A 26,696-nucleotide genomic window follows, 5' to 3' on the forward strand; every position below is an offset into this window, starting at 1 on the left:
AGAACTGGATGTCAGCCTATCGTGTCACGCAGCGCGCCGCCCTGGCCGATCGCAGGCCCGTCGTGCGCACCGGTGTCAGCCTGGAAGCCCTAGCCACGGGCACGGTCCTGCATCTTCTGGCGCGTTCGAATACCGGCTTGCCGGAGATCATCGGCGACGCCGCCCTTTCGGGCCTCTCGCTTCGCTCCGTATCGGTCGGGCAATGGTTTGCCGTAGGCCCGGTCGCTCTGCGGTATGAGGATCTCGACGCAATCGAACAAAAGCTGAAGCCGGTGGCGGACGTCGTCGACCAGAGCCATGGGCGCGTTGGCATCCTCGTGCGCGGCCCGCAAGCGACCCACGTCCTCGCCAAGGGTACGGCTATCGACCTGGCGGATGCTACGTTTCCGGTCGGGCAGTCGACTACGGCACTTATCGGCCATATCGCAGCACATATCACCCGCACGGAACAGGACGCGTTCGAACTCCTCGTGCTGCGTGGCTTTGCCGAAAGCCTGTGGGATGATCTCGTCCGAATGAGCCTCGAGTTCAGCTAGGCGATCGCCGACCGAAGGTATGCGCGCGATGTCCATTATCGATAGGAAGCAGGTTACCGCCGTGAAATCCGTGACCCCAGCGCTCCAGGCAGAAGCGGGTGACAATCGGCTGATTATCGCGTTACGCGGCAGTCCGAACAGAGATTGCAATTCACCTACCGGCGCATTAAACTCGCAAAAAGGAGAACAGGTTCGTTCCCTAAATGGATGGCAAGGAAGCCTCTGACCGCATCGCAATGCGGCGGGGCTTTTTTTGTGCTTTTTTCCCAGGGCGTTGGATATGATGAAAGACGAGTGGCAGGTCGGGGTTCTCTTTTCGCGGCGGGGTGTGACGTCCGCGGTGGAGATCTCCATGGCGAATGCGACGATGCTGGCGATCGATGAGGTCAATGCATCGGGTGGTCCGCTCGGAAAGCCTCTGAAATCCGTCGCGTACGATCCTCAATGTTCACCGAAGAAATATCGGGAACTCGCGGGGCGGTTATTATCAGAGGATGGAGTCAAGACGATCTTTGGGTGTTACATGTCTTCTTGCCGCAAGGCGGTCCTCCCGGAGATCGAAGCCTATCGTGGGCTTCTCTTCTATCCTACCTTCTACGAGGGCTTCGAGTACTCCTCGCGATGCTTTTACAGTGGAGCGGCATCGAACCAGAGCGCAATTCAACTCGCCCAGTTTCTGATGGCCAAATACGGCACACGGTTCGTGCTGGTCGGCTCCAACTATGTTTTTCCGTACGAGTACAATCGCGTCATCACGGACTTGGTGACGCAATCGCGCGGAAAGATTCTTGACGAAATTTACGTGCCGATGGACGCGGAACCGAAGGATTTCGAGCGCGTCATGAAAAAGATCGCAAAACATTCTCCTGATGCCGTGATTTCAACTGTCGTCGGGGAAGGCGCAAAGATGCTCTACGAAGCATATGCCGATGCAGGCTTCGATCCCTCCAGTATGCCGATAGCAGCGATGTCTACCAGCGAGGCGGAGATCCAGACAATGCGTCCGGGTGTGGCGGAAGGCCACCTGACATCCTCGCCGTTTTTTGAAACGCTCGGAACACCTGCCGCGCAAAAATTTGTCAAGGCTTATAAAGCCCGCTTCGGTGCGGATGAACCCGTAACAGCCTCTGCCGAGGCGGCTTACTTCCAGGTGCATCTCTTTGCTAAGGCACTGGAAATAGCAGGCACGGACGATCCCGACGAAATTGCGCGTGCTCTCGGCGGCCTTGAAATCGATGCGCCGCAGGGTCTCGTCAAGATCGATGCCACCAATCATCATGCGGAGCTCTGGCCGCGGATCGGCCGTGTGAACAAACTCGGAAAGTTCGACGTGGTGTGGGAATCTCCATACCGGGTCAAGCCCGACCCGTATTTCGTCGCGCCGTTGCTCGACGACTGGACGAACGAACGTCTCGCGCTGAAAGCATAGGAAGGTAGACCGTGGCCATCCAAGTATTGCGAGATTTGCGCGGATTGCTGATCCAGGTGATCCATGCGCCCGACACGGAAGGAAAGGCGTTGGTGGAGCATCTCCACCGGATGGGCTGCAAGTGCGAGGCGACCTGGCCCTTGCCCGAGGCGATCAATCCGAATGCAAACGTTGTGTTCATTTCCGTGGACCAGGAAAGCCGGCGGCAGATCCTGAAACTGTGCAATGTGACACAGCGTATCCCGCCCACCCTGATCGCGGTGACGTCCTATGAAGATCCCGGCACGCTTCAGGTCGTGCTCGAATGCGGCGCCCTTGCCGTGGTGGAGCGACCGATCCGCCCTTTCGGGCTTTTGACGAACCTCACGATCGCGCGTTCGCTCTGGATCGAGCGCCAGGAGGCGAGTAAGCGGATGCGCAAGCTCGAACGGAAGCTGGCCGGCAACAACAAAATTCTTAAGGCCAAGGAAATCCTGATGGAGACGCAGGGGTTGGACGAGCACGACGCCTACGATACCATCCGCCAGCAGGCGATGGCCAAGCGCATGCCGATGGATGAGCTGGCCGCCGCCATTATCAACGCGCATGAACTGTTGACAGTGCGGATCAACCCCAATAAGAATAAAAGCTAGAGATAAGTTCTCGGTATTATTGCGACTTTCGACAGTGGCGTTGTTGGTCGCGCGGCAGTGTAGCCCGTCCGTTCGGTGTTCCGAGCGACGGGTTTTTTGTTTTACGGCGTCCTGCGCCGGAGACGGTCAGGGTTGACCAGAACCAGCCACCGGGCTGCCCGCAGGGGCGCCACACCATCTTCCTTCAACACAGTGAACTCCCAACAAGGAGCCGCCATGCTGCGCGTCGAATCCATTCTTGGCAGTATTTCCGATCCCCAGATGGCGGAGCGCGTGCATCACGTCTCCCATCACGGGCATGTGGAATTCCTGGAGGTTTCCGGCGACGACCTCGAAAGGCGGCGCTTGATGAAGACGACCGGAACCGGCCTGACCGTCGCCATTGCGCTGCCAAGGGACCAAAAGCTCTTCGACGGAGCGGTCCTCCACCTGGAGAAGAAGCAGGCCGTGGTCGTGCGTTCGGGCCAGCAGCGCTGGCTGCGCTTCGTGCCGACGAATGCCGAGGCCGCGCTTGAGCTCGGCTATCATGCGGGAAACCTGCACTGGCGGGTCAAGTTCGACGGAGAGGCCCTGCTCGTCGCGCAGGATGGCGCGGCACAGACCTATACGGATCGTATTGCACCTCTCCTTTCCTCCGGCCGCGTCAGCGTCACGGAGGTTGCCCCGTCGTGACCGTCAATTCGGCCAGCCTGCTCTTGCTCCTGCAGCATGCGGACAGTGCCTTTCCGTCCGGTGGTTTTGCCTTTTCGCAGGGATTGGAGGCTTCGTCCCTGCATGCGGGAAAGATCGGCCGGCTCGATTTCGAGCATTATCTTCGCAACCAGCTGACCCATCGATGGGCGACGGCGGATCGTGTCGCGTTGTCGCGCGCTCATCGCCTCGCCGACGACAAGGAGGCGACCGTCCGTCTTGATCGAGAGGTCGAGGCATCGAGTACGATCGACATCTTTCGCGCCGCCTCGAAGCGCAACGGCATGGCCTTCCTGACCGCCCACCGTCGCCTTGGCTCGCAGCCTGCAGCTGACTACACAGTCTTCGTGCGGGACGGAACCGCACTGGGGCACCTGCCCGTTGTGCAGGGCCTTGTCTGGAGCGGCCTTGGCATGAGCGAGGCGGATGCGACGGTGGTCAGCGGCTATCAATGCGCGATGTCGCTCGCGACGGCGGCGGTGCGGCTTGGCATCCTGGGGGCGATCGAAGCGCAGGCAGCGCTCGGCCGTCTGCTGCCCGTCATCGAAGACCTGGCGCGCACGCCAGTAGAAGACGACGAGCCGCTGTCCACTTTTACCCCCCTCAGCGAACTGGCCGTGTTGGTGCACGAGACGTCCGGCCAGCGCCTTTTTTCAAGCTGAGAATGCCTTTCCTCTGCCGAAATCGTTTGAACCCGAGGTGATCAAAGATGCTTCTAACACCCACTGAACTTGAACGGCTCACGATCTACACGGCAGCGGAGCTTGCCCGCAAACGGCGCGCCAAAGGCCTCAAGCTCAACTATCCCGAAACGGTGGCCATCATTTCCGACGAAATTCTAGAAGGGGCAAGGGAAGGGCGGTCGGTCGCGGAAATGATGGCGTTGGGATCGCAGATCCTGACACAGGACGACGTGATGGACGGCGTCGCCGGCATGCTCCCCATGCTGCAGGTCGAGGCGACATTCCCGGATGGCACGAAGCTCGTAACGATCCATGAGCCGGTGCGCCCGGTCGCGGGAAAACCAGCCCACTCCCTCGAGCCCGGCCGCCTGCTCGTCGACGACGGCGAAATCGAGCTCAATGCGGGCCGGTCGAATCGGAGCCTGAATGTTGTCAATACTGGCGACCGGCCTGTCCAGATCGGCAGCCACTATCATTTCTTCGAGGTCAACAGGGCGCTGGATTTCGACCGTGAAGCGGCTTTCGGCATGCGTCTCGATATTCCGGCCGGCACGGCCGTGCGCTTTGAGCCCGGCCAGGAAAAGGAAGTCGCGCTGACCGACTTCGGCGGCGAGCGTGTTCTGTCAGGCCTCAACGGCCTCACGAACGGTTTTGCCGGCGACGAGGAAACCAGAAGAAGGGCACTGGCCAAGGCGCGTGACGGCGAATTCCGGGGAGCATAGACGATGGTGAAGATCAGCAAACGTGACTATGCCGCCATGTACGGTCCGACCACCGGCGACGGCGTGGTTCTCGGCGATACGACGCTGGTGGCGGTGGTGGAAAAGGACCACGCTGTCTACGGCGACGAATGCCTTCATGGTGGCGGCAAGACCCTGCGCGACGGGGCCGGCTTGGCTGCCGGTGTTACCAGCGCGGAAGGTGCGCTCGACTTCCTTCTTTGCAACGTCGTCGTCATCGACGCCGTCCTGGGTATCGCCAAGGGGGATCTCGGCATTCGCGAGGGCAAAATCGTCGGCTTCGGCAAGGCCGGCAATCCGGCCATCATGGACGGCGTCGATCCGCGCCTGATCGTCTCGGCGGCGACCACGGTACGCGACTGCGAGGGCCTCATCGCAACGGCCGGCGCGATCGACGTGCATGTGCATTTCGACAGCGCGCAACTCTGCGAGCATGCGATCTCCTCCGGCATCACCACCATGCTCGGCGGATCGCTCGGCCCGATTACCGTCGGTATCGACTGCGGCGGGCCCTTCAATGTCGGAAAGATGCTGCAGGCATCGGAGCAATGGCCGATCAACTTCGGCTTTTTGGGGCGCGGCAATTCCCACAAGCCGGCCTCGCTCGTCGAGCAGCTGAAGACCGGGTGCCTCGGGCTCAAGCTCCACGAGGACTGGGGCACGATGCCGGCGGCGATCGACACCTGCCTCAGCGTCGCAGATGAACTCGATTTTCCGGTCCAGATCCATACCGATACACTGAATGAATCCGGCTTCCTCGAAGACACGCTTGCGGCGATCAGGGAGCGGACCATCCACATGTACCATACCGAAGGCGCAGGCGGGGGCCACGCGCCCGATATCATCCGCGTCGCGGGCGTGCCGTGGTGTCTGCCGTCCTCCACCAATCCGACGAACCCCTACACGATCAACACCTTCGACGAACATCTCGACATGACGATGGTGTGCCACCATCTCAACCCGGCAATCCCGGAAGACGTGGCCTTCGCCGAAAGCCGCATCCGCGCGCAGACGATCGCCGCCGAGGACATCCTGCACGATATCGGCGCGATCTCGATGCTCGGTTCGGACAGCCAGGGCATGGGCCGCATCAACGAGGTCATCTGCCGTACCTGGCAATTAGCCGACAAGATGAAGAAACAGCGCGGCCGCCTGCCGGAGGAAACGACCCGGTTAGGGGACAACGAGCGCATCAAGCGTTACATCGCGAAATATACGATCAACGCGGCACGCACCTTCGGCATCGACAGGTTCGTCGGCTCCCTCGAAGACGGCAAGATGGCCGATATCGTCATCTGGCGGCCGGCCTTTTTCGGCATCAAGCCGGAGCTTGTCATCAAGGGCGGCTTCATTGCCTGGGGCGCGATGGGCGACAGTGCCGCTTCCCTGATGACCTGCGAGCCGCTCCTGCTGCGCCCGCAATGGGGCGCCTTTGGCGGCGCGAAGAACGCGCTGTCCGCCTGCTTCGTCAATCCGCTTGCCATCGAGGCGGACCTTGGCGGACACCTCGGCATGAGCAAAGCGCTGCTGCCGTCCGTCGGCACGCGACGGCTCACGAAGAGGGACATGCTGCACAACGATGCATGCCCGGACATCCGCGTTGACCCGCAGACTTTCGATGTCTTCGTCGATGGGGATCTGGCGACCTGCGAGCCGGCGCGCGAGCTGCCTCTGACCCAGCGCTACATGTTGAGGTGATACGATGAACGCTCATATCCAGTCAAAGACAAGCGCCGTCACCCGGGTCGGCGCGGCCCGGATCGGGATCGGCGGCCCGGTCGGATCGGGAAAGACCGCACTCATCGAGCGGTTGATTCCCGCCTTCGCCGGGCGCGGCATCCCGATCGCCATCGTCACGAACGATCTCGTCACCGCCGAGGATGCCGAGCGCCTCCGGCGTTCAGGGCTGATCGATCCGAAACGCGTCGCTGCGGTCGAGGCGGGCGCGTGTCCGCACACGGTGATCCGCGAGGACCCGACGCTCAACATCGCCGCCGCCGATGAGCTGGAAATCGCCTTTCCGGACGCCGAGTTGATCATCATCGAAAGCGGCGGCGACAACCTCGCCTCCACCTTCTCCCTCGATCTCGTCGACTGGTGGATGTTCGTCATCGATGTCGCGGGTGGAGACGATATCCCCCGCAAGAATGGTCCCGGCCTGATGAAGTGCGACCTCCTTGTCATCAACAAGACGGATCTGGCGCCGCATGTCGGCGTGAACCTCGACAGCATGGTGGCGGATGCGCGGAAAGCGCGGGGCGACAAGCCGATCGCCCTGACAAACTGCCGGGCCGACGAGGGCGTGGAGGCGATCGTCGATCTCGTCGCCACGCAATTGCTCTTCAAATGACGCGGCACTGGTCTCCCCCCGACCCTGCGAGCCTTCCGAAGGATGCCGGTCTCGATTCACGGACCGGGCGCTTCGAGCTGAGCTTCAACCGGCATGGCGATGTGACACGGATCGGCAATCAGTTCGTCTCCTATCCGTTCCACTTCACCCGGCCGTTCGCGCTTGACGGCGACATTCCGGCGTTGCTCACCGCCTATCAGCAATCCTCGTCGGGTGGCCTTTACAGGGGCGACGTTCTGCGCACGCGCCTGACGATTGGCGCGCAGGCGGCGGCGCATGTCACCACCCAGGCGGCAAGCGTGGTGCATGACTGCCAGGGTCGCGCGGCGACGCAGGAAGCGCTCATCGATGTGGGACCAGATGCGTTTATTGCCTATACACCGGACCCGCTTGTCCTCTTCCCGGGAGCATCCATCGATACGCACATTGCAGTGGATATGCATCGCGATGCGGTCGTCTTGCTCCAGGATGCATTCGCCTGGCACGATCCCTCCGAGAAGGGCCGCCGTTTCGATAGGATCGAGAGTGGCGTCAGCGTCCATACACCGGACGGTGGGCTTCTCGTCAGGGAACGGTTTTCCATCACGGGCGACGGACTTGCCACCGCCTTTGCCGGGTCCAGGAACTGGCAGACCGTCAGCAACTTTCTCCTGCTCGGCCCGCAAGACCGGCTGCCGGACCGTGAGCACCTGCGCAGAGAACTCGAAACGGAGGACGCGCTTGCCGGCATCAGCGCGTTGCCCGGCGGGATGGGCTGGTGTGTGCGCTGCCTTTCGACCAATGCACGGGCGGCAAAGCAGCTCGCCTCCACCCTTTTCGGTTCCGCCGTCATGGCCAGGTTCGGCACGCCACCGGCACCGCGGCGCAAATGACGTGCCGCGCCAGATATCAGCAACATCCTAGAAGGGACATTCCATGACAAGGCGCATTCTCTCCACCGCGGCAACGGTTTTCGGCCTCGCCGCCTTTCCGCGGCTGGCTCTTGCCCATACGCAGGGAACGGGCAGCTTTAGTTTCGTTCACGGCCTTGCGCATCCGGTAGGCGGTCTGGATCACCTGATGGCCATGGGGCTCGTCGGGCTTCTCGCCTGGCAGATGGGCGGCGCCTATCGCTGGCAGCTGCCTGTGCTTTTCGTGTCCGCCATGGCACTCGGCGGTGTGCTGGGCATTGCCGGCGTCGGCGTACCGATGTTTGAGCTTGGTATCGCCCTGTCCGTTGTGCTGCTCGGTGCAATGCTTGCGTTCGGCGCGCGCCTGCCCGCAGTGGCTTCGGTCGTGCTCGTCGGCGCCTCCGCGATCTTTCACGGCTACGCCCATGGCGCGGAAATGCCCTCCGCGGCCGATGGTGACTCCTACGCAGTCGGCTTCCTCCTCGCGACGGCTCTTCTCCATGCAGGCGGTCTGGCGATCGGTTTCCTCACGAAGGCAGCCGGGCCGATGCCGGCGCGGCTGATCGGCGGTTTTTCAGCGCTTGTCGGCCTCGGCCTCGTCTTCGGCATTGCCTGAGCAAAACAACCGGCGGGAGATGTCTTCCGCCGGCTCGCCGTTCAGCTGACCGTCAAGCGGAAGTAAAGCTCCGAAAGCCGCGCGGGCAAGTCCGAGACACGCTGAACGAGGGAGGTATTGCGCCGGCCGAAAATGCGGCTGGCGGAGCGGTCGGCATGCTCGCCGAGCGCGATGCAGAAGAGGTCCAGCCCCCGGTCGCGACCCTGGGCAACCGCATGGCGCGCATCCTCGATGAGATAGTCGGGGTCGGTCACGTCACGGTCGGACGGCTCGCCATCGGTTATGACGAGCAGGACCTTGCGAAATGCGGATTGCGACGCTAGCCCGACAGAGACGTGTCGCAACGCTGCGCCCATGCGGGTTGAAAGGCCAGGGGTGAGGCCAGCAAGGCGCTCCGTCACGGGGCCGAAACCCTCCTGAAAATCCTTGATCGTGGCGAGGCGTACATTCTCCGGCCCGTCGGAGGAAAAGCTGTACACGGCGAAGCGATCGCGCAGCCTGTCAAGCGCTTCGGCGAACAGGCCCGTTGCCAGAGCCGCCGTTTCGAGGATCGTCGCGCCGCCCGGGGCGACCGCCGCTTCCGTCGATTGCGAACTGTCGATCAGGACCGTCAACGCCACGTCGCGCTCAATGCGGCGCTTCACGGAGTAGATGCGCGGATCGGGTGTCTGTCCGCTCGCCCTGGCGATCATGGTTTCGACCAGCATGTCGAGGTCGATATCGTCACCTTCCATGCGCCGCCGCCCGCGTTGCGGTCGCCCCATCCGGGCACGGCGGACCAGCGCCGCGATCCGTTCGGCTTCTCGGCGGCGCTCGCCCATCGCGCGGTCAAGCCAGTTGGGGGCGGCAATCGTTGGAACGGTGGCAGCGCGAACGCTTGCCTCGGCAAGCGCGTCGGAATGCAGCCGATAATCCCACTCCCGGTAGACGCCGAGAACCGGCCCCCTGTCATCCTCTTGATCTGCGGGCTGGTGCCTTGCCGATCCAGTCTCGGTCCCGGGCTCGTCTTCGGCATCGTCGGCCTGTTCGATGCGCGCACCTTCGAGCACGATCTCCTGTGGGTCGGGTTCATTTTCCTCGCGCTCGTCCATGTCGAAAAGACCGACGCCGTCGTCGCGATAGATCGGCTCCACGATGTAGGATTTCGCGTCGAATGGAATGCGCATCTGGCCGAGATCGTGCCCGAGCACGCGCGCTATCGTTTCGCAGAAAGACTGGTCTTCCGGCGTCTCGGCAAAGGCCGCCTCGAACAACGCGCGTCCCTTGCCGACCCATTGATCGTCGTCGTTGAAGGATGGATCGGCCAGCGCCCGCGCAAGGCGTGCCATGAGGGCACCGGCAGAGCGCGCGTTTGTCGCTGCCGCCGTGTGGAATGGGAGGAAGAGCGAACGGAGGCCGGAAAAATCCCGGATGGCAAGGCGTTCGACCCGGGCGTCTTCCAGCAGCGATACGAGCGCCATCTGCAAGGGCTTCATCCGGCCGGGCGAAAAACGCCGCGTCGTGAAGCGCTGGTGGCAGAGGGCGTGCACTGCGGCCGCCTCGAAATAGGCCGGTGACCGGTCCCTGGACATCGGCGGGGCGAGGTCCGGCATGAGGATGACGGGGCCGGCGAGGCGTGTTCTTGCCGATGCCCGCCGGGTCTCGGTGACGACGGGCTGGACCATCAGGTCACGGGCGAAGAGGGCGCGGGCAAGGTAGGACAGCCGCTCCCGGTGCGCGTCGAACCGCACGGCCCCTTCATGTGCGGCAAGACGATGACGGGCAGCCGGATCGTCAAGGGCGAAGTAGCGCAGCCGGCTACGGCGGTCGGCGGGATAAAGCCTGACGGCGTCCTCCGCCCAGCCGGGGATGTCGCTCGCGTCCAGCCGGTCGAGGAGAGGCGAAAGACTGGAGGCAATCGCGCCGGTTGCTTCCGGCGCCCGCACGCAGACCGCGGCAAGGCCGGCCAGCAGCGCCTGCCATTTCCGGCCGTCCTCGCAGAAGACCAGCTTTCCGGTGATGGCCTCGATGAGGTCGCCGGCCGCCCGGGCGCCGCTTTCATGGCAGAGGATGCGGACCGCATCCGTAAGCGCCGGAAGGCAGGAGCCGGGCGTCTGCGGCAGGATGCGAGCCTGCAGCATCCACAGAGCGCGCAGCAGTCGGGGGCCGGCATTGACCCGGTAAAGCTGCAGGATACCGGCCCTCCACGCTGCGGCTTCCTCCGCCGACAGGTGCGGTGATATTCTCCGGCTGGCAAAGCGGTAGGCGTCCAGGATATCCGGCCGGTCGCGAAGTTCCCGCTCGATCGGGTCCATCGTATCCGTCCCGCCTGTCTGCTCGGAGGCTAGAGGCATGCGGCCACGACCGAGCGCAGCGCACCGCGAATGTCGACGTCGTCGGTCAGCGGCGATACGATGGCGAGGTCGCAGGCGTCCGCCGGCGCGATGCCACGCGCAATCAGCCGTCCCGCCCGGATGAGCGTACGGGTCGATGCCCCCTCATCGAGCCCCTTGCCGGCCAGGTTTCGCGAGGCCGCGGCGATGGCGACGAGCCGCTTGGCAAGGTCCTCGTCTATGCCGGCCTCGTTCGCGACGATCGCGCGTTCGAGCGTGGCATCCGCATAGGTTAAATCGATGGCGGCGAAACGTTGTTTGGTGGATTCCTTCAGGTCCTTGACGGCGCTCTGGTAGCCGGGATTGTAGGAGATCACCAGGAAGAAGTCGGGATGCGCCGCGACGAGCTCGTTGCGTTTTTCCAGTGGCAAGACCCGGCGCTGGTCGGTGAGGGGATGGATGACGACGGTCGTGTCCTGTCTGGCCTCCACGATCTCATCGAGATAGCAGATGGCGCCGCCGCGAACGGCCTGGGTCAACGGCCCGTCCTTCCAGACCGTGTCGCCGCCCTCGAGCAGGAAGCGCCCCACGAGATCGGCCGCGGTCATGTCTTCGTGGCAGGCGATCGTCACGAGTGGCCGGCCGAGCTTCCAGGCCATGTGCTCGATAAAGCGCGTCTTGCCGCAGCCCGTCGGCCCCTTCAGCATCAACGGCACGCGTTCGGCATAGGCGGCCTTGAAATAGGCCGTCTCGTCGCCGGTGGGGGCGTAAAAGGGCTCCTGCGTGATTGCGTATTGATCGAGGCTCATGCGTGTCTTCCGATACGGTCGCGCCTTCCCTGAAAGCCCGCGCCGGCAACCGGGCGCAGGAAGTTCCGAGCAGGGAACGCAAATCAGGTGGCGCGTCTCAGCGATGACCTGAGGCGATTTTCGTCGGAATGCCTTCGATCGGGCAATCCTCGACCCCCGGCGCGCTGCGTGTCATGGCTTCGACCATGTCGCGGGTACCCTCCGGATCGTTCGTCCATTTGCGGTAGAATTCGAAGGGAAGGGCGCAGGTGCCGCGCGGATCCTCGCCGGAATTGATCATGCCGGTGTAGCCACGATGCAGCAGCTTGTAGAGATGGTTCTGGCCCTGTCCCTTGGCGCGAGCCTCGCGGATCAGCGGGATCGACAATTGGGCGAACTGGATGCCCATCTCCTCGGTGCCGCACTCGCCGAGCGTCCGGCCATCGAAGCCGACGATCGCGGAATGGCCGAAATAGGTGTAGACACCATCGAAACCGGCGGCGTTGGCGACAGCGACATAGCTGTTGTTGGCCCAAGCCATGGCTTTCGCCATGACGATCTGCTGTTCCTTGGCGGGATACATATAGCCCTGGCAACGCACGATCAGTTCAGCGCCCTTCATCGCGCAGTCGCGCCAGATTTCCGGGTAGTTGCCGTCATCGCAGATGATCAGGCTGATCTTCATGCCCTTCGGCCCTTCCGAGACATAGGTGCAATCACCGGGATACCAGCCTTCGATCGGCACCCATGGCATGATCTTGCGGTATTTCTGGACGATTTCGCCCTTGTCGTTCATCAGGATCAGCGTGTTGTACGGGGCCTTGTTCGGATGATCCTCATGGCGTTCACCGGTCAGGGAGAAGACGCCCCAGCATTTGGCCGTGCGGCAGGCCTCGGCGAAGATTTCCGTCTCCTCGCCGGGGATCTGGGACGCGGTTTCGTACATCTCCTTCGGATCGTACATGATCCCGTGGGTCGAGTATTCAGGAAAGATCACGAGATCCATGCCGGGCAGGCCCTGCTTCATGCCGACGACCATGTCGGCGATCTTGCAGGCATTGGCGAGGACCTCCGACCTGGTGTGAAGGCGCGGCATCTTGTAGTTCACGACCGCGACGCCGACGGAATCGCTGGTCGAGACGATGTCTCCATGTTGCATGCTGGTGCCCTTTCCTCTTGTGAAAAACTAGACGGCGATGTGACGATGGATGAGCTCGTCCGTGAGGCCTTCGATCGATCCCGTTGCGACCGCGCGGCCTTTTTCCAAGAGCGCGAAATGGTCGCCTGCCTTGCGCGCGAAGGCGACGTTCTGCTCCACGAGCGCGATGGACAGGCCTTCCTCCCGGTTCAGCCGGATGATGACGTTCTGGATATCCTCGACGATATTGGGCTGGATGCCTTCGGTGGGCTCGTCGAGAAGCAGGATCGAGGGTTTTGCGGCAAGGGCTCTCGCAATCGCGAGCTGCTGCTGCTGTCCGCCGGAGAGAAGGCCGCCGGGCCTGTCCATGTTGTCCTTCAAGTAGGGAAACAGCTCCGGCACCAGTTCCGGGATCTTCCGTCCCGACGGCGAGGCAAAGCCTCCCATCAGGATGTTCTCGCGCACCGAAAAATCCGGAATGATCTGGCGACCCTGCGGGACATAGGCAATGCCGGCGCGGGCGCGGCGATGCGTCGGCTCCGATGCAAGGTCCTGCCCTTTGAGCATGATGCGTCCGCTCGACTTGACGGACAGTCCCATGATCGTCTTCAGAAGCGTCGTCTTTCCCGTGCCGTTCCGTCCGACGATTGCCGTTATCTTGCCGTCCGGAATCCTTACGGTCAGGTCATGCAGGGCGTGGCTGCGACCATAGAAACTGTTGACCCTCTCAAGTTCCAACATCACACGATCCCCTTCGATCCGAGATAGGCATCGCGCACGGCCTGGTTCTTCTCGATATCTTCGACGTTGCCTTCGGCAAGCACCTTGCCGAGATGCATCACGGTGATGCGATTGGCGATTTCCTTGACGAAGGCCATGTCATGCTCGACGACCACAAGCGTGTGGGCGCCGCGCATCTGCTTGATGATCTCGGCCGTCTTCATTGTCTCGGCCTCCGTCATGCCGGCGGTCGGCTCATCGAGCAGGATGACCTTCGGCTTCTGCGCGATCAGCATGCCGAGCTCCAGCCATTGCGTTTCACCGTGGCTCAGCGTTCCGGCCTCGGCGCTCTGCCGGTCGGCGAGGCCGACGAGATGAAGGATCTCGTCCGTGCGCCGTCTCGCCGCGCCCGGCAGGGCAAAGCGCAGGTTGGCGAAGACGCCGGGGTTCGGCGATGCCGCCACTTCCAGGTTCTGGCGCACCGTCAACTCGCGGAACACGCTCGGGATCTGGAATTTGCGCCCCAGGCCGGCACGGGCGATGGCGTGCTCGGGAAGGCCGGTAACGGCAGTATCGCCGATATAGACGCGGCCCGCCGTCGCCGGCGTCTTGCCGGAGATGAGGTCCATCAGCGTGGTCTTGCCGGCGCCGTTCGCGCCGAGCAGGACGCGCAGTTCGCCGGCATCGACGACGGTCGAGACGTTGTCGACGGCCCTGAAGCCCGAGAAATCGACGGTCAGGCCGTCAATGGTAAGACTTGCTGTGCTCATGGCTGCCCCCTTAGTTTGCGCGGGCCGGCGCGGTCTCGCCGGCATCCGCCTGCCGCCCCTTGGGGGCGGGCGTGCGCACCAGGAGATCGCCGAGACGGTTGATGAGGCCGGCAATGCCGCGCGGCAGGAACAGGACGGCGAGGACGAAGGCAAGGCCCATGACCACCTTCCATGCCTCGACGAGTTGCGGTGTTTCGCTGACCGTCGCCTCGATCATGTTGATGAGGATCGCGCCGATGCAGGCACCGAGCAGGGAATTGCGCCCGCCGACGGCAGCCCACACGACCATGGTGATGGAGAAGGCAAGATCCATGAAGGTCGGCGAGGCGAACTCTGCGGCGACGACGTAGAGCATGCCGGCATAACCCGCGATCGCCGCCGAGACGCAGAAGAAGAAGATCTGGTAGGCGGGCACGTCGAAGCCGAGGAAGCGTGCGCGCCGGTCGTCGTCACGAATGGCCTGCAGGATGAGGCCGCTGCGTGTTGAGACCAGGAGGCGGGTGGCGAGCAGCACGACGATCAGGCTTATCGCGATAAGATAATAGGTCGATACGTAATAGGGATCGAATTCATGGCCGAATACGGTGAGGTAGCCGAGGTCGGTCAATCCGTTGAACCCGTTGGTGAAGGGCTGTGCCTCGACCACCAGAAGCCGGACCAGCAGAACGACCGCCAGCGTGATGATCGAAACGAAGACACCGGATATGCGCTTGCGGAAGATGATGGAGCCGATGACGAAGGCCACCGCCGTCGGGATCACTAGGCTCATCGCGACACCCACGAACTGACTCTTGAAGGGGATCCAGAAGAACGAGCCGCTTGTGATGCAGCAAAGGTCGATCGGTGCGCCCGGCTCGGCGTTCCACAACATGAAATCCGGAATGGGCATGTCCGAGCCCTGGGCAAGGCTCGTCGGGCTCGCGAGCTTCATCGACATTGCGATGGCATAGGCACCGAGGCCGAAGAACAGCCCCTGGCCGAGATTGAGAATACCCGCATAGCCCCAGCAAAGCGCCATGGCGATGCCCAGCATGCCGAAGACAAGGAACTTGGAGAAACGGTTCAACCAGAACACGTCGAAGTAAAGGGGTGCGGCGAGGATAAGGAGGATGAAAACCCCATAGGTCGCAAGCGAGAGCGTATTTTTTGAAACCTGCATCGATCAGCGTCCCTTGTAGGAGAACAGGCCCGAGGGCTTCCACACGATGATGGCGACGACCACCGCGAAAATGACGGCGCGGGCGATGATGTCGTTGCTGACGGAGGCGGTCAGGCCATTGATCTGGCCGAGCAATCCGGCCGACAACACGGTGCCGAGCAGGCTGCCGACGCCACCTGTGACGACCACGAGGAAGCCGTCGACGACCATCGGCGTACCCATGTCCGGGAAGACCGTCTTGAAACCCGACATCATGACGCCCGCAACACCGGCAAGGCCGGAACCATAGGCAAATGTCAGTGCGTTCACTCGCGCGACGTCGATGCCGCAGGCAGCTGCCATGTCGGGATTGCGCATGATGGCGCGGACCTGGGCGCCCAGTGACGTACGATACATCAGGAACCAGGTCAGCAACGTCATGACGATCGTCACCACGATGATGAAGGCGCGGTAGAGGCTGATCTGTTCGCCGCCGATGGAGACCACGCCTGACAGATACTCCGGCACGCGGACATTCTGTAGGCCGGTTCCAAGGCCATTGATCGTGATGCCGAAGAAGGCAAGTCCCAGGGAAAGCCGCACGGCCTGCTGGAGCAGGATCGCGACGCCCCACGTCGCCAGCAGCGTGTCAAGCAGCCTGCCGTAGAGGCGGCTGACGATCGTTCGCTCGATCGCGAAGCCGACCAGTGCCGTGACGACGAAGGCGATAGGAATGGCCGCAAGCAGGCCAACCCCGAGATAGATCGACGCGAGCACTGTCGTATAGGCGCCGATCATCACCATTTCGCCATGCGCCATGTTGATCACGCCCATCGCGCCATAGGTGATGGCAAGGCCCAAAGCCACCAGCAGCAGGACGGAACCGATGCTCAGGCCGATGAAGATGGTGTCCAGCATATGGACTCTCCCGGTTCAGGTTTTCGAATGCAGTCATGCCGCCGGCGATCCCGTGCGCGGCGGTTTGCCGGGGGCCGGCATCAGCGCGATGCCGGCCCCGGACGCTGAAGCCGGATCAGCCGGGCAGCTTGGACGTATCGAGGCCCGATGCTGTGCAGAAGAGGTTGTCCTGCTTTTCGCCGTAGGCGACGTAAGGCAGGGGATATTCGGGCGCGGCATAGGCGTCGACGATCTTGCCCTGGCCATCTGCCTGCCATTGAGCGATGCGCGGGGTGAGGGCGGTGTGCAGGTTCTCGGCCTCGACGGTGACCTTGCCGCCGGGAGCGTCGAAGGTCTGGCCGCCGACGCCGGCACGAACGGCTTCCGTCGTCGTGTCAGCGGATTTCTCCACCGCCTGTTTCCACAGATAGACCTGGAAATAGGAGGATTCGAGTGCGTGGTGGGTCACGGCGTTTTCGTCACCGACGAACTTGCGGTAGCGCGCCACGAAGTCCTTGTTTGCAGGCGTGTCGATCGCCTGGAAGTAGGGGAAGGACGTGTAGCTGCCTGTGGCATATTCCGCGCCCATGGCGGCGATTTCGATTTCCGACGTCACTGTCGCGCAAATCGGCAGGGTTTCGTGGGAAAGGCCCTGGTTCTTGAATTCGCGATAGAAGGCGATGACCGAATCGCCGACGACGTTCGAAAGCACGACGTCGCAGCCCGAGCTCTTGATCTTCGAAACCATCGACGCCCATTCGGAGTGACCGAGCTCGAGATACTCGTCGGCGACCCATTCGCCGCCGTTCTGCTCGATCAGGACCTTGGAGACCTTGGCCATTTCGCGCGGGTAGATATAGTTCGAGCCGACGATGAAGAACTTCTTCTTGCCGAGCGTCTTGATGATCCAGGGAATGAAGTTCGAAAGCTGCTGGTTCGGAACAGCGCCGGTATAGACGACATTCTTCGAGCATTCGAAGCCTTCGTAGTAAGTCGGGTAGAACAGCAGGCCGTTGCGGCGCTCGAAGACCGGAAGGACGGCCTTGCGGCTTGCCGAGGTGTAGCAGGCGAAGACCGAACTGACGCGATCCTGAAGCAGCAGCTTGGACGCCTTTTCGTTGTAGTTCTTTGGATCGGATGCACCGTCCTCGGCGATGACCTCGATCTGCTTGCCGAGCACGCCGCCGGCGGCGTTGATCTCGGTGACCGCCATCCGCGTCGCATCGTTCAGCGAGCGTTCGACGATCGAAAGGCCGCCCGTCAGCGAGAAGATGGACCCGACCTTGATCGTATCGGCCGCGAAAAGCTGCCGGGGAAGGATGGTGGGGGCTGCGAGCAGGCCGGCAACGCCTGCGGATGTCGAAAGAAACCGACGACGATTCATGGACATAAAGGTTCTCCGCCTCTGAAGGATTGGGTTTTTTTGTTTGGAATGGGTAAAGCTTCCCCGCGCGCAGCGCAGCCAGGGGCTCCGGCGTATTCATCGAGGGGCTGGCAGACGATCACCGACATCCCTGTCGGAAACAGAAAAAGCCCAAGCAACTCGTCAGAGTGCTCAGGCTTCCTTGCCCTGCGCGAACGACAACACTGTGTTCCGCGCGAAATATGCCTCTATCTAAAGAGGCTTACACTTGAAGCCAACCATTTTTTACGGATCGATGCAAGCCTTTTTTGCAGTGCGGCATAGATTGGCCTGGAGAGGCGAGACGCTCACGATGTAAAACGAAAAGCGCGCTTTATTGCGAACGTGGATGGCGGCATCGTCTTCAGCTAGCACATGACCCGGAACGAACCGCGCTATCGCTGGAGCATGGATGAGGGCATGTCGAGCGTTACGATCAGCCCGTCAGCCAGGAAATTTCGATCGAGCTTTCCCATAAGCTGCGCCTCGACGGTCCTCGTAACCATTCGGGTTCCGAATCCTTTTCTGGACGGCTCGTGCGTAAGCGGAGGCCCGCCAACTTCTCGCCAGACGATCTGGAACGTCTCACCGTCGCAGCGGCACGTCAGATCGATGTAGCCATCGACCGTCGAAAGCGCTCCGTATTTGGCCGCGTTGGTTGCAAGCTCGTGGATGACAAGGGCGAGGGCTGAGGCCGCTTTTTCGCCGACGGACATTGCCGGGCAGGAGACGATGACCTGTAGGTCGTTGCGCTTGAAGGGTGCGAGCAGCGCATCGATCAACCCTGCAAGTCCGCCGTTAAAGCCATCGCCGTCTGGTTTAACTTCGATGATGAAGTCGTTGGCCTTGCTGAGCGCCTGGATCCGTCCGGTGACACTTTGCACGAAGCCTTCGAGATCGGTCTCCGTTCTCGATGACACGATGAGCAGACTGGAAATGACCGAGAAAATATTCTTGATACGATGAGCAAGCTCACCTTGGATAAGCGCCCGCTGCGCGTCGAACCGCGCCATTTCGGCAACTCGCTCGCGAAGTGTTATCTGCTCTTCCACGAGTTTGGCCAAATCCTCGAGAATTTCCTGATCGCGTGCCGTCCACTGGCGCGGCACCGAGTCGATGGCGCACAGCGATCCAAGGACGTGCCCGTCGTCATTGACAAGGGGAACACCGAGATAGGCGCGAACACTCAATTCGGGAATAGCAAGATTATCGCAGACCAGAGGGTCGAGGGTGGCATCTTGTATCACGAGCGGCGCCGCCCTGGACACGACATGCTGGCAAAATGAGTGCGTCAGCGGTGTTTCGCGCTCTGTCTTCCATGGTTCGGGCAGGCCGAACGTGCTTTTGAAGAATTGCCGCCTGGCATCGACGAGCGAGACAAGCGCGACCGGCACTGACAAGGTCGTCGCGACCAGCCTTGTAAGACGGTCAAAGCGTTCCTCGGGGCCGCTGTCCATCAGATCAGTCTGATAAAGCGCGCTCAGCCGATCTTGATCCACATCCAGTTGGTGCTTATCGGGTTGTTGGACAGGTGGTTGAGCATCGTGTGTTCGGGTCAAGTCGTGTCCTTGGATATTGTTCAAGATCTGTACAAGCCGACACGGTGACAGTCGTTGCCCACTTCAAGCGTTCAATTAGATATCAGGCACGTCGAAAGCAAGGCCATGGCTGGAAATAGGCCTTCTTGAACAAATCTGGGCGGCAATACTCACCCAGCATTCCGGCTAATGTCAGGAATGTGTTCTTGATTTCGGAAGCAAGTCTGATCGGTCCAGACGTTTCGGCTTGGCAAAACAACAGCCAGCTTTTGCGCTAATAACACCGCCAAACCAGAATGGCATAGCGACACGAAAATGCGACAAAGTCACGAATGAAGCGTCGCCAACAATAATCTAGTCCCCACGTCGATTATTGCGATCGATTTCTTGAGCGACGCTTCATGTAACGCGTACTGACGTTTTGACAGAAGGCTTAGGCGAACTTCCATACGTTGGCAGGCATGAATGTTCCTTTTCTACGATGGAAATACTCGTCACAGAACCGCTACTACGGTCGTGCCTCACGAAGGCGAAGAATATTGCCACCTATTGATCAATCACTTGCCCATTTAAGATCTCCGGCCCGGCCGATGCCTTCGCTTGCGTTCAACTTGAAACAGCTCGGGGCGGGCACTGGTCAATCTGGGCGCGGTATGCACGCCGCCTCTGGTTCCGTTTTGCAATATTTTAGAATCGTTCAGCGATGCAGGCGTGCGGCCGCCATCGTGGATAGATATCGAGATGGCGAGGAATTCGCAAAACTTCTTCTCCAATCTTGAACACTAGCGCACGAGTTTGTCCTAAAGCATATACCAAAGAATTGAGAGCGCAGTAGCAGCTCTTCTCGCTTTCATCCGCGGCGCTTCGATGAAATGGACCGGAGGAATGCGTGTAGCCCTGTCACAACTTCACGCGTAATGTGACCCGACTGAACGAGGTGAGGGCGGGTTAGCTACCGGCTTTAGATCATGCTGAACAAGGGGGAGGAAGCGCTTGATGCTGCCAGTTCCCTTGCGCTTGCGCTTAGCCAGGGGAATACCTCCCTCATGCGTGACTCATTCAGCCGCATTGCTGGGCCAGCGACACTCAGGGTACCGATCGGCACATTGCCGGGTTGCCTCACAATTGCCACGGCCATCGCAGATGTCCCAATCGTATAGCTGTCCCTTACGCTCGCAAACCCTCTCTCTCGCGCGCATGAAATTGCGTCCAGCAAGGCGTCGATGGTCCTAGGTGCGCCTGGGCCGACGTCCGGGCGAGCAAAGTCCTCGTGCTCCATCATCCGTCGGATCTGATCGTCGGACAGGCAGCAGAGCCAAGCTTGGCCGTTGGCGCTTGCCGGCAGATAAACGTCCTTACCTGCTTCGGGATTGTAGAGCAGACCGCTACGAGCGCCCTGCGATTCTGCGACCCATGTCAGCTTTTCGCCGGATATGATGGCCAGCCGGACCAGTTCGCCGGTCTTTTTGGCGAGATCGTCCAGAATCGGCTGCACGAGATCGGTCACACCGGTTGCGCCGAGAAACGCAAGTCCTAAGGCGGGCAGTTTTGGGCTCAACCGGAATGCGCCCTCTTTTCCGGATAGCGAGCCTAATATGTACCCAGAGGCGACAAGGCTCGACAGGACACGAGTCGTCGCAGGTAAGGGAATTGCAAGCTTCGAGGCGATCTCGGGCATCTTTAGCCCCCACGGATGGCCTGTCAGAAGCTCAAGGATGGCAATGCTGCGGATGCGACTGGACATGGATCAGGCCTGCTCAAAAATCGGGAGGTCGAATCCAGTTTCCGCAACCGCTTTGCATGCGTCCTTCAGCGCATCGGCGAACTGATCCATACGCTCGCTCGTCATGCGGATGGTCGGTCCCGCGACGCTGATGGTTCCAAGCGGGATTCGCGAGCCGGGCCGAAGAACGGGAGAGGCCATCGCCGATGTTCCATCGACCCAGACGTCAAAAATTCTTGCGATGCCAGTTTTGCGGGCACGTTCCACGTATTCGAACAATTGCCGGATGGTTCTGGGCGCATTTTTTCCTGCGCCTTCCTGGTTCATGCCCTGTCTTGCCACGAGCTGCAAAGCTTCGTCTTCCTCAAGAACGGAAAGGTAGGCGTGCCCGTTCGACGTCGCCGGTAAATAGACCTCGATCCCCTCATCTGGATTGTAGAGAAGCCCTCCGCGCGCGCCCTGCGCCTTAATGAGGCGGAGCAGTTTGCCGCGGTCGACGACCGCAAGCACGACAAGTTCACCCGTCTGTTCGGCGAGCCGGTCTATGATGGGCTGGAGGCGTGATGAGACGTTCGCTGCCGAGAGATATTCGTAACCGACGGCAACAAGCTTAGCCGTGAGCCGGTAGGCACCGCCGTCATAGTCCTGCCTCACATACCCTTCGTCTCTGAGGTCGGCCAGGAGTCTGTGGGTTGCGCTGCGTGGTATCGACAGTTGATCGGCGATTTCAGACAAAGGCAGGCCGAATGCATGTCTTGCCAGTATTTCGATAACCGATACCGCTCTATCCGTTGGTTGCATTCCGCCCCTCAAAATTTCAGCCACACTATTCCAAATGGAACGCGTTGTCACTCTGATTGACAAACTGGAACTGGTTCCATATGAAACTGGTTCCAATATACGCATTCGGGGAGGAGTGCATGAGAGCTGTGAAATTTCGCTCCTTTGGAGAGCCTGATGTCTTGACCTGCGAAGAGGTGGTCGTGCCTCCCGTTGCGTCGGGAGAGGTGCTGGTCAAGATCGCATGTTGCGGCGTGTGCCACCTTGATCTTATCCTGCGGTCCGGCCTTCGCTCTCGAATGACTTTGCCGCGCGTGCTCGGCCATGAATTGGCGGGAGAAGTGGTTTCCGTAGGGGCGGGGGTTGATGCGTTTGCGGCTGGCGACCGCGTGACTGTTTTCAATTTTCAGGCCTGCCTTGAGTGTGACGACTGCCTGCGCGGGCATCCTTCGCTTTGCCGCTTCGCCAAGGGCGACATCGGTCAGACACGCGACGGCGGATACGCCGAATATGCAGTCCTCCTGGCCAGCAATCTCGTCAAGATACCGCACGGCCTTGCCATGGAGGCCGCGTGTTTCGCCGCCTGTGTCTATGGACCGCCCTATAAGGCGATACGGCAAGTGGGCAATCTCCAGGCGGGGCAGGCAGTTGTCATAACCGGTGCGAGCGGCGGCCTGGGCCTTGCTGCAATCCAGATCGTGAATGCGCTCGGTGGGCGAAGCATCGCCATTACCAGCAGTGCTGCAAAAGCCGAGCTTCTGAAAAGCAAGGGCGCAAGCGATGTCATCATGAGTGAAGACGGCGCGTTTGGCGACGACGTGCGCCGGCTTACGGACGGCCGCGGCGTTGATCTGGTCGTCGAACTTGTCGGTTCGCCGACCTTCGCCGGCACGCTGCGCAGTCTCGCACCCGGCGGCCGTTGTGCGCTGATCGGTGAGCTTCATGGCAAGCCGGTTTCCATCAATCTCGGTCTCCTGATCATCAAGGAGTTCCGTATCGAGGGTGTCCAGAGCGCGTCGCGGCACGAAGTTCGCGAAATTCTGGAGTTCATGAAAACACATGCTCTCACGCCCGAGATCTGGCGGCGCCTGCCGCTCGAAGAAGCAGCCTTCGCGCATAGGCAATTGCAGGCGCGCGAGGCGGTCGGCCGGGTTCTTCTAATTCCATGATACATACAGCGGAGGTGGGAACGATGCTTCCCGGACGGTATTTCGACGATCTGACTCTTGGCCAGGAAACGCTCACGCCGCGCGTGACCGTGACGGAAGGGCATATTTTGTCCTATGCCGGCGTGGCTGGCGACTTTTCGCCAATCCATATGGACAACGTCTACGCGCAGACCACGGAATTCGGTGGCCGTATCGCGCACGGTCTGATGGGTCTCTCCCTGACCGACGGTTTGAAAGTCCAGTCCGCTACATTCAAGGACGGGATCGCGCTCAGCTGGTCATGGTCCTTCAAGAAGCCGATCCGTATCGGTGATACACTTCAGGCGCATATCCGCATCAAGGAAATGCGCCCGTCTAACAGCAAGCCCGGCATGGGCATCGTCGTGATGGATATCGACCTGGTCAACCAGAATGGCGAAGTCGTTCAGAAAGGCGAGCACGGACTGATGGTTCCTCGTCGTCCCGATGCCGGAGTTGCGGCATGACACGCAACAAGTTCATGACCGCAGACGATGCCGTGAAACTCATCCGGGACGGCGACACGGTTGCTCTGATCGGCGGCGGCGGCGGTCTGATGGAGGCGACCCATACGTTCCGTGCAGTCTCGCGTCGCTTTCTCGAAACCGGCGCACCGCGGAACCTGACGGTCGTGCATGCACTCGGCATCGGCGACAAGAAACAGGAAGGCATGAACCACTTTGCCCATGAGGGCCTTGTGAAGCGCGTCATCGGCGGGCACTGGGTGTGGTCTCCAAAGATGCAGGAGATGGCGCGCGACGAGAAGATCGAAGCTTACGTGATGCCAAGCGGATGCGTCATGCAGCTTTATCGCGAGATTGGCGGAGGACGACCGGGTTTGTTCACCCATGTCGGGCTTGGAACCTTCGTCGACCCGCGTCAGCATGGCGGCAAGATGAACGCGTCCGCGAAGGAGGACCTCGTGGAGGTCGCGACGATCGGGGGCAAGGAACTTCTCTGGTACAAGTCGTTTCCGATCAACGTGACCATCATCCGCGGATCGTTCGGTGATGCTGACGGCAATATCAGCCTCGACCAGGAAGCAGCGAACATCGATGTCTACGCGGCTGCACTCGCTGCGCACAATTCCGGTGGCATCGTCATCGCCCAGGTTCGAACTGCCGTCGATACGAACTCTCTGCCGGCGCGTTCGGTGCGTGTGCCGGGCGCAATCGTTGATGCCGTCGTGGTCGATCCCGATCAGCGTCCAAGCTACGATCTGCCTTACGATCCGACACTTTCAGGAGAGCGCAGGGGACCTATCGCACTGAGCCCGCCGGAGGCGCTGAACGTGCGCAGCCTGATCGCTCGGCGCGCCCATCGCGAACTGCGTGACGGTACCGTCATCAATTTCGGTGTCGGCATCGGCGAGGGTGTGGCCAAGCTTGTCGCAGACCGTAATGAAGTCGACCGGTACTATCAAACGATCGAACACGGGACCTATGGTGGCTCGCTTCTCGTGGGCCTGCTGTTCGGTTTTGCGCGCAGCCCGTCCGCAATGATCGACGGACCGTCGCAATTCGACTTCTATGCCGGCGGCGGCCTCGACATGGCGTTCCTCGGCTTTGGTGAGCTCGACGCCGTCGGTAACGTCAATGTATCGAAACTCGGCGGGCTGACCGTGGGCCCGGGCGGCTTCATGGATATCGCGCAAAATGCCAAGCGCGTGGTTTTCTGCGGAACGTTCGACACGAAGGGCTCGGATGTCCAAATCTCGGCCGGCGGCATCAAGGTGCGGAAAGCCGGACAGGTTCGCAAGCTGGTAAATTCAGTCGAGCAGATCACCTATTCAGGCCGGGAGGCCTTTAAGCGCGGACACTCTGCGGTGTTCGTCACCGAGCGTGCGGTATTCGAGCTTGTAGAGGATGGACTTGTGCTGACGGAAGTCGCCCCCGGCATCGATATCCAGAATGACGTGCTCGACCAAATGGACTTCAAGCCGCTCATTCCCAAGCCGCCTGCATTGATGGATTCGAGTCTGTTCGCGGAATAGTGAAAACCGCGTCGATCAATGAGCGATCGGGGCATGCTTACTGTGACTGCAGATACGCCCGCGGTTGGAGAAGACTGATGGAAGGAGGAGCCTGATGACATTCTGCACCAATGCGCATTGCCATGACGGCCTGTTTGGCAAAAAGCGCGAAGAACGCGGAAATGCACTATGCCGCACTGCCCTCCTTCCGGGGGCTGTGAGATGACGCGGCAGCTCGTTCCAAGCCCTGACGGCGCCACGCAGGTTTTCATCATCATCGGTTATCCTGTGTCGCAGGTGAAGGCGCCGCAGCTCATGAACACGGCGTTTGCGCAAAGCGGAGCCAATGCGACGATGGTTCCCATCGAAGTCGGGCCTGCGCAGGCTCCGGCGCTCATCGAGGCGTTGAAGTCGGCCGCCAATGTCGGCGGCTTTCTGGCAACGATACCGCACAAGTTCGAGCTGCTGAAACACGCCGACGGTGCCGGTCCGGTCGCGACAGCGGCGGGCTGCGCCAATGCCTTGCGACGCGAGCCTGACGGTCGCTGGTCGGCGGAGAACTTCGATGGCATCGGGTTCGTAACAGGGCTGCTCGCTTCCGGCGAACCGATCGAGGGCAAGACCGTGTTCGTCTACGGCGCCGGTGGCGCCGGGTCGTCGATCGCTGCGGGCGTCCTAAAGGCGAATGCCGCTTGCGTGCATGTGTCCGATTTGTCCACGACACGAGCACAAGATCTTTGCGAGCGGCTGGATCGGCTGTGGCCGGGTAAGGTGAAACATGCGGTCGCGGGCGAGCATCGCGACGCTGACATCGTCGTGAACGCGACGCCCGTTGGTCTCGATGAGGCTGATCCGCTCCCTTTTTCGCTCGATGGGTTAAACCCCAATGCCCTCGTCGCCGAAATCATCATGAAGCCCGCTGAAACGCGCCTTCTGCTTGAGGCGCACAGGCGTGGATTTCGAACGCTTGCCGGCATGCGAATGCTTGAGCCGCAGATCGATCTCTACCGCCGCTTTTTCCGCATACCCGACCCGGATGTGCGATCCGATCCGCTCCACGCCATTGCTGGCCGAGGAACCATGCCGTGACCTATCAATTCGACTTCGGAGTTCTTCTCCCCTACTGGCCGCAGTTTCTGCATGCCTGCCTGCTGACGCTCTGGCTCGCCGCGACCGCCGTCGTCTGCGGTTTCGTGATCGGCATCGCCACCGTGCTGGCGCGACGCAGCGGAATGGCCGTGCTGCGTGCGGTCGCGCTTTCCTATATCGAGGTCATCCGAAACACTCCGTTCCTCGTACAGGTCTTCTTCATCTTCTTCGGCTTGCCGACGATCGGGATCAGTTTCACGCCCTGGACGGCAGCTTTCATCGCGTTGAGCCTGAATTGCGGAGCCTTCTCTGCCGAAATCATTCGTGGCGGAGTCGATTCCATTCCACGCGGCCAGTTTGAAGCGGGTGCTGCGCTTGGCCTCACCCCGCTCCAGGTGTTCCGATATATCATCCTGAAGCCCGCCTTGCGGATCATCTATCCCGCGCTTTCGGGGCAATTCATTCTTGCCCTGCTGACCACCAGTATCGTCTCCTCGATTTCCGCCGAGGAGCTGACATCGACCGCCCAGCTTATCGATAGTGACCTGTTCCGAAGCTTCGAGATCTATATCGTGGCGACCCTTCTCTATTTCGCGCTGTCAATGATTTTCTCCTTTATCTTTAAGGGAATAGATCGCGCATTCTTCTCCTATCCGATCAAGTGAGGCGACGGGAA

Annotated in this window: 26 protein-coding genes; 15 read left to right on the forward strand and 11 right to left on the reverse strand. The window is 61.1% G+C overall.

From position 1 onward, the window contains the following. Nucleotides 1–8 precede the first annotated feature (8 nt). From K6301_RS16555 to K6301_RS16600, 10 genes are all read left to right on the forward strand, one after another. Nucleotides 9–536 carry a sarcosine oxidase subunit gamma family protein gene (locus K6301_RS16555; RefSeq protein ID WP_247221606.1) on the forward strand — a complete coding sequence of 176 codons (528 nt, stop codon included), beginning with the start codon at nt 9–11 and terminating at the stop codon, nt 534–536. Between the two features lie 280 nt (nt 537–816). Next, nucleotides 817–1,965: a transporter substrate-binding domain-containing protein gene (locus tag K6301_RS16560; protein WP_247221607.1), complete on the forward strand. Its 1,149-nt coding sequence runs from the start codon at nt 817–819 to the stop codon at nt 1,963–1,965. Nucleotides 1,966–1,976: 11 nt separating this feature from the next. After that, nucleotides 1,977–2,597 carry an ANTAR domain-containing response regulator gene (locus K6301_RS16565; protein ID WP_247221608.1) on the forward strand — a complete coding sequence of 207 codons (621 nt, stop codon included), beginning with the start codon at nt 1,977–1,979 and terminating at the stop codon, nt 2,595–2,597. Nucleotides 2,598–2,813: 216 nt separating this feature from the next. Then, on the forward strand, nt 2,814–3,269 hold the full coding sequence (gene ureE / locus K6301_RS16570; protein WP_247221609.1) for an urease accessory protein UreE: 456 nt from the start codon (nt 2,814–2,816) through the stop codon (nt 3,267–3,269). Then, nucleotides 3,266–3,949, forward strand: a complete 684-nt coding sequence (locus K6301_RS16575; protein WP_247221610.1) for an urease accessory protein UreF — start codon at nt 3,266–3,268, stop codon at nt 3,947–3,949. Before ureE ends, K6301_RS16575 begins: the two co-directional genes overlap by 4 nt. A gap of 47 nt (nt 3,950–3,996) precedes the next feature. Beyond that, nucleotides 3,997–4,692 (forward strand): urease subunit gamma, encoded by a 696-nt coding sequence (locus tag K6301_RS16580; RefSeq protein ID WP_247221611.1) that lies wholly within the window; start codon nt 3,997–3,999, stop codon nt 4,690–4,692. 3 nt (nt 4,693–4,695) lie between these two features. Next, nucleotides 4,696–6,408, forward strand: a complete 1,713-nt coding sequence (ureC, locus tag K6301_RS16585; protein ID WP_247221612.1) for an urease subunit alpha — start codon at nt 4,696–4,698, stop codon at nt 6,406–6,408. A 4-nt stretch (nt 6,409–6,412) separates the two neighbouring features. After that, nucleotides 6,413–7,060 carry an urease accessory protein UreG gene (gene ureG, locus K6301_RS16590; RefSeq protein ID WP_247221614.1) on the forward strand — a complete coding sequence of 216 codons (648 nt, stop codon included), beginning with the start codon at nt 6,413–6,415 and terminating at the stop codon, nt 7,058–7,060. Next, nucleotides 7,057–7,932, forward strand: coding sequence for an urease accessory protein UreD (locus tag K6301_RS16595; RefSeq protein ID WP_247221615.1), 876 nt, complete (start codon nt 7,057–7,059; stop codon nt 7,930–7,932). The genes ureG and K6301_RS16595 overlap by 4 nt, the downstream gene beginning before the upstream one ends. A gap of 43 nt (nt 7,933–7,975) precedes the next feature. Further along, nucleotides 7,976–8,566, forward strand: coding sequence for a HupE/UreJ family protein (locus K6301_RS16600; protein ID WP_247221616.1), 591 nt, complete (start codon nt 7,976–7,978; stop codon nt 8,564–8,566). Between the two features lie 41 nt (nt 8,567–8,607). Here the strand turns inward: K6301_RS16600 and K6301_RS16605 are convergent, their stop codons facing one another. From K6301_RS16605 to K6301_RS16655, 11 genes are all read right to left on the reverse strand, one after another. After that, entirely contained in the window at nt 8,608–10,860 is a 2,253-nt protein-coding gene (locus tag K6301_RS16605) for a nitric oxide reductase activation protein NorD (RefSeq protein WP_247221617.1), read from the reverse strand. A 29-nt stretch (nt 10,861–10,889) separates the two neighbouring features. Continuing rightward, complete coding sequence (locus K6301_RS16610; RefSeq protein ID WP_247221618.1) at nt 10,890–11,687, reverse strand: CbbQ/NirQ/NorQ/GpvN family protein; 798 nt, start codon at nt 11,685–11,687, stop codon at nt 10,890–10,892. A gap of 97 nt (nt 11,688–11,784) precedes the next feature. Next, the gene (locus tag K6301_RS16615) at nt 11,785–12,825 is read right to left on the reverse strand and encodes an aliphatic amidase (protein ID WP_247221619.1); all 1,041 of its coding nucleotides are present in this window, start codon (nt 12,823–12,825) and stop codon (nt 11,785–11,787) included. A gap of 27 nt (nt 12,826–12,852) precedes the next feature. Then, nucleotides 12,853–13,545, reverse strand: coding sequence for an urea ABC transporter ATP-binding subunit UrtE (gene urtE / locus K6301_RS16620; protein WP_247221620.1), 693 nt, complete (start codon nt 13,543–13,545; stop codon nt 12,853–12,855). Continuing rightward, a complete protein-coding gene (gene urtD / locus K6301_RS16625) occupies nt 13,545–14,294 on the reverse strand; it encodes an urea ABC transporter ATP-binding protein UrtD (protein WP_247221621.1) in 750 nt (249 codons plus the stop codon). The genes urtE and urtD overlap by 1 nt, the downstream gene beginning before the upstream one ends. 10 nt (nt 14,295–14,304) lie before the next feature. Beyond that, nucleotides 14,305–15,453, reverse strand: coding sequence for an urea ABC transporter permease subunit UrtC (gene urtC / locus K6301_RS16630; protein ID WP_247221623.1), 1,149 nt, complete (start codon nt 15,451–15,453; stop codon nt 14,305–14,307). A 3-nt stretch (nt 15,454–15,456) separates the two neighbouring features. Next, a complete protein-coding gene (gene urtB, locus K6301_RS16635) occupies nt 15,457–16,350 on the reverse strand; it encodes an urea ABC transporter permease subunit UrtB (protein ID WP_247221625.1) in 894 nt (297 codons plus the stop codon). A 115-nt stretch (nt 16,351–16,465) separates the two neighbouring features. Beyond that, nucleotides 16,466–17,719 (reverse strand): transporter substrate-binding domain-containing protein, encoded by a 1,254-nt coding sequence (locus K6301_RS16640; protein WP_247221626.1) that lies wholly within the window; start codon nt 17,717–17,719, stop codon nt 16,466–16,468. Nucleotides 17,720–18,126: 407 nt separating this feature from the next. Then, nucleotides 18,127–19,290, reverse strand: coding sequence for a sensor histidine kinase (locus K6301_RS16645; RefSeq protein WP_247221627.1), 1,164 nt, complete (start codon nt 19,288–19,290; stop codon nt 18,127–18,129). Between the two features lie 940 nt (nt 19,291–20,230). After that, the gene (locus K6301_RS16650; protein WP_247221628.1) at nt 20,231–21,013 is read right to left on the reverse strand and encodes an IclR family transcriptional regulator; all 783 of its coding nucleotides are present in this window, start codon (nt 21,011–21,013) and stop codon (nt 20,231–20,233) included. A gap of 3 nt (nt 21,014–21,016) precedes the next feature. Continuing rightward, on the reverse strand, nt 21,017–21,793 hold the full coding sequence (locus K6301_RS16655; protein ID WP_247221629.1) for an IclR family transcriptional regulator: 777 nt from the start codon (nt 21,791–21,793) through the stop codon (nt 21,017–21,019). A gap of 119 nt (nt 21,794–21,912) precedes the next feature. Between K6301_RS16655 and K6301_RS16660 the strand changes: the two genes are divergently transcribed. The 5 genes from K6301_RS16660 (at nt 21,913) to K6301_RS16680 (ending at nt 26,685) form a co-directional block, all read left to right on the forward strand. Continuing rightward, nucleotides 21,913–22,941: an alcohol dehydrogenase catalytic domain-containing protein gene (locus K6301_RS16660; RefSeq protein ID WP_247221630.1), complete on the forward strand. Its 1,029-nt coding sequence runs from the start codon at nt 21,913–21,915 to the stop codon at nt 22,939–22,941. 23 nt (nt 22,942–22,964) lie between these two features. Further along, nucleotides 22,965–23,426 carry a MaoC family dehydratase gene (locus K6301_RS16665; protein ID WP_247221631.1) on the forward strand — a complete coding sequence of 154 codons (462 nt, stop codon included), beginning with the start codon at nt 22,965–22,967 and terminating at the stop codon, nt 23,424–23,426. Then, the gene (locus K6301_RS16670; RefSeq protein WP_247221632.1) at nt 23,423–24,952 is read left to right on the forward strand and encodes an acyl CoA:acetate/3-ketoacid CoA transferase; all 1,530 of its coding nucleotides are present in this window, start codon (nt 23,423–23,425) and stop codon (nt 24,950–24,952) included. Before K6301_RS16665 ends, K6301_RS16670 begins: the two co-directional genes overlap by 4 nt. A 201-nt stretch (nt 24,953–25,153) precedes the next feature. Continuing rightward, complete coding sequence (locus tag K6301_RS16675) at nt 25,154–26,020, forward strand: shikimate dehydrogenase family protein (protein ID WP_247221634.1); 867 nt, start codon at nt 25,154–25,156, stop codon at nt 26,018–26,020. Continuing rightward, nucleotides 26,017–26,685 carry an amino acid ABC transporter permease gene (locus tag K6301_RS16680; RefSeq protein WP_247221636.1) on the forward strand — a complete coding sequence of 223 codons (669 nt, stop codon included), beginning with the start codon at nt 26,017–26,019 and terminating at the stop codon, nt 26,683–26,685. Before K6301_RS16675 ends, K6301_RS16680 begins: the two co-directional genes overlap by 4 nt. Nucleotides 26,686–26,696 lie beyond the last annotated feature (11 nt).

Source organism: Shinella oryzae (assembly GCF_023038235.1).
Taxonomy (GTDB): domain Bacteria; phylum Pseudomonadota; class Alphaproteobacteria; order Rhizobiales; family Rhizobiaceae; genus Shinella; species Shinella sumterensis.

What these genes read in the sequence shown, in the direction of transcription:
- K6301_RS16670 (WP_247221632.1), top strand. Translation starts at nt 23,423, where the DNA reads ATGACACGCAACAAGTTCATGACCGCAGACGATGCCGTGAAACTCATC.
- K6301_RS16600 (WP_247221616.1), top strand. Translation starts at nt 7,976, where the DNA reads ATGACAAGGCGCATTCTCTCCACCGCGGCAACGGTTTTCGGCCTCGCC.
- K6301_RS16640 (WP_247221626.1), bottom strand. Translation starts at nt 17,719, where the DNA reads ATGTCCATGAATCGTCGTCGGTTTCTTTCGACATCCGCAGGCGTTGCC.
- ureE (WP_247221609.1), top strand. Translation starts at nt 2,814, where the DNA reads ATGCTGCGCGTCGAATCCATTCTTGGCAGTATTTCCGATCCCCAGATG.
- K6301_RS16660 (WP_247221630.1), top strand. Translation starts at nt 21,913, where the DNA reads ATGAGAGCTGTGAAATTTCGCTCCTTTGGAGAGCCTGATGTCTTGACC.
- urtE (WP_247221620.1), bottom strand. Translation starts at nt 13,545, where the DNA reads ATGTTGGAACTTGAGAGGGTCAACAGTTTCTATGGTCGCAGCCACGCC.
- urtB (WP_247221625.1), bottom strand. Translation starts at nt 16,350, where the DNA reads ATGCTGGACACCATCTTCATCGGCCTGAGCATCGGTTCCGTCCTGCTG.
- K6301_RS16605 (WP_247221617.1), bottom strand. Translation starts at nt 10,860, where the DNA reads ATGGACCCGATCGAGCGGGAACTTCGCGACCGGCCGGATATCCTGGAC.
- ureG (WP_247221614.1), top strand. Translation starts at nt 6,413, where the DNA reads ATGAACGCTCATATCCAGTCAAAGACAAGCGCCGTCACCCGGGTCGGC.
- urtD (WP_247221621.1), bottom strand. Translation starts at nt 14,294, where the DNA reads ATGAGCACAGCAAGTCTTACCATTGACGGCCTGACCGTCGATTTCTCG.
- K6301_RS16595 (WP_247221615.1), top strand. Translation starts at nt 7,057, where the DNA reads ATGACGCGGCACTGGTCTCCCCCCGACCCTGCGAGCCTTCCGAAGGAT.
- K6301_RS16650 (WP_247221628.1), bottom strand. Translation starts at nt 21,013, where the DNA reads ATGTCCAGTCGCATCCGCAGCATTGCCATCCTTGAGCTTCTGACAGGC.
- K6301_RS16655 (WP_247221629.1), bottom strand. Translation starts at nt 21,793, where the DNA reads ATGCAACCAACGGATAGAGCGGTATCGGTTATCGAAATACTGGCAAGA.
- K6301_RS16615 (WP_247221619.1), bottom strand. Translation starts at nt 12,825, where the DNA reads ATGCAACATGGAGACATCGTCTCGACCAGCGATTCCGTCGGCGTCGCG.
- K6301_RS16580 (WP_247221611.1), top strand. Translation starts at nt 3,997, where the DNA reads ATGCTTCTAACACCCACTGAACTTGAACGGCTCACGATCTACACGGCA.
- K6301_RS16675 (WP_247221634.1), top strand. Translation starts at nt 25,154, where the DNA reads ATGACGCGGCAGCTCGTTCCAAGCCCTGACGGCGCCACGCAGGTTTTC.
- K6301_RS16665 (WP_247221631.1), top strand. Translation starts at nt 22,965, where the DNA reads ATGCTTCCCGGACGGTATTTCGACGATCTGACTCTTGGCCAGGAAACG.
- K6301_RS16610 (WP_247221618.1), bottom strand. Translation starts at nt 11,687, where the DNA reads ATGAGCCTCGATCAATACGCAATCACGCAGGAGCCCTTTTACGCCCCC.
- K6301_RS16555 (WP_247221606.1), top strand. Translation starts at nt 9, where the DNA reads ATGTCAGCCTATCGTGTCACGCAGCGCGCCGCCCTGGCCGATCGCAGG.
- K6301_RS16560 (WP_247221607.1), top strand. Translation starts at nt 817, where the DNA reads ATGATGAAAGACGAGTGGCAGGTCGGGGTTCTCTTTTCGCGGCGGGGT.
- ureC (WP_247221612.1), top strand. Translation starts at nt 4,696, where the DNA reads ATGGTGAAGATCAGCAAACGTGACTATGCCGCCATGTACGGTCCGACC.
- urtC (WP_247221623.1), bottom strand. Translation starts at nt 15,453, where the DNA reads ATGCAGGTTTCAAAAAATACGCTCTCGCTTGCGACCTATGGGGTTTTC.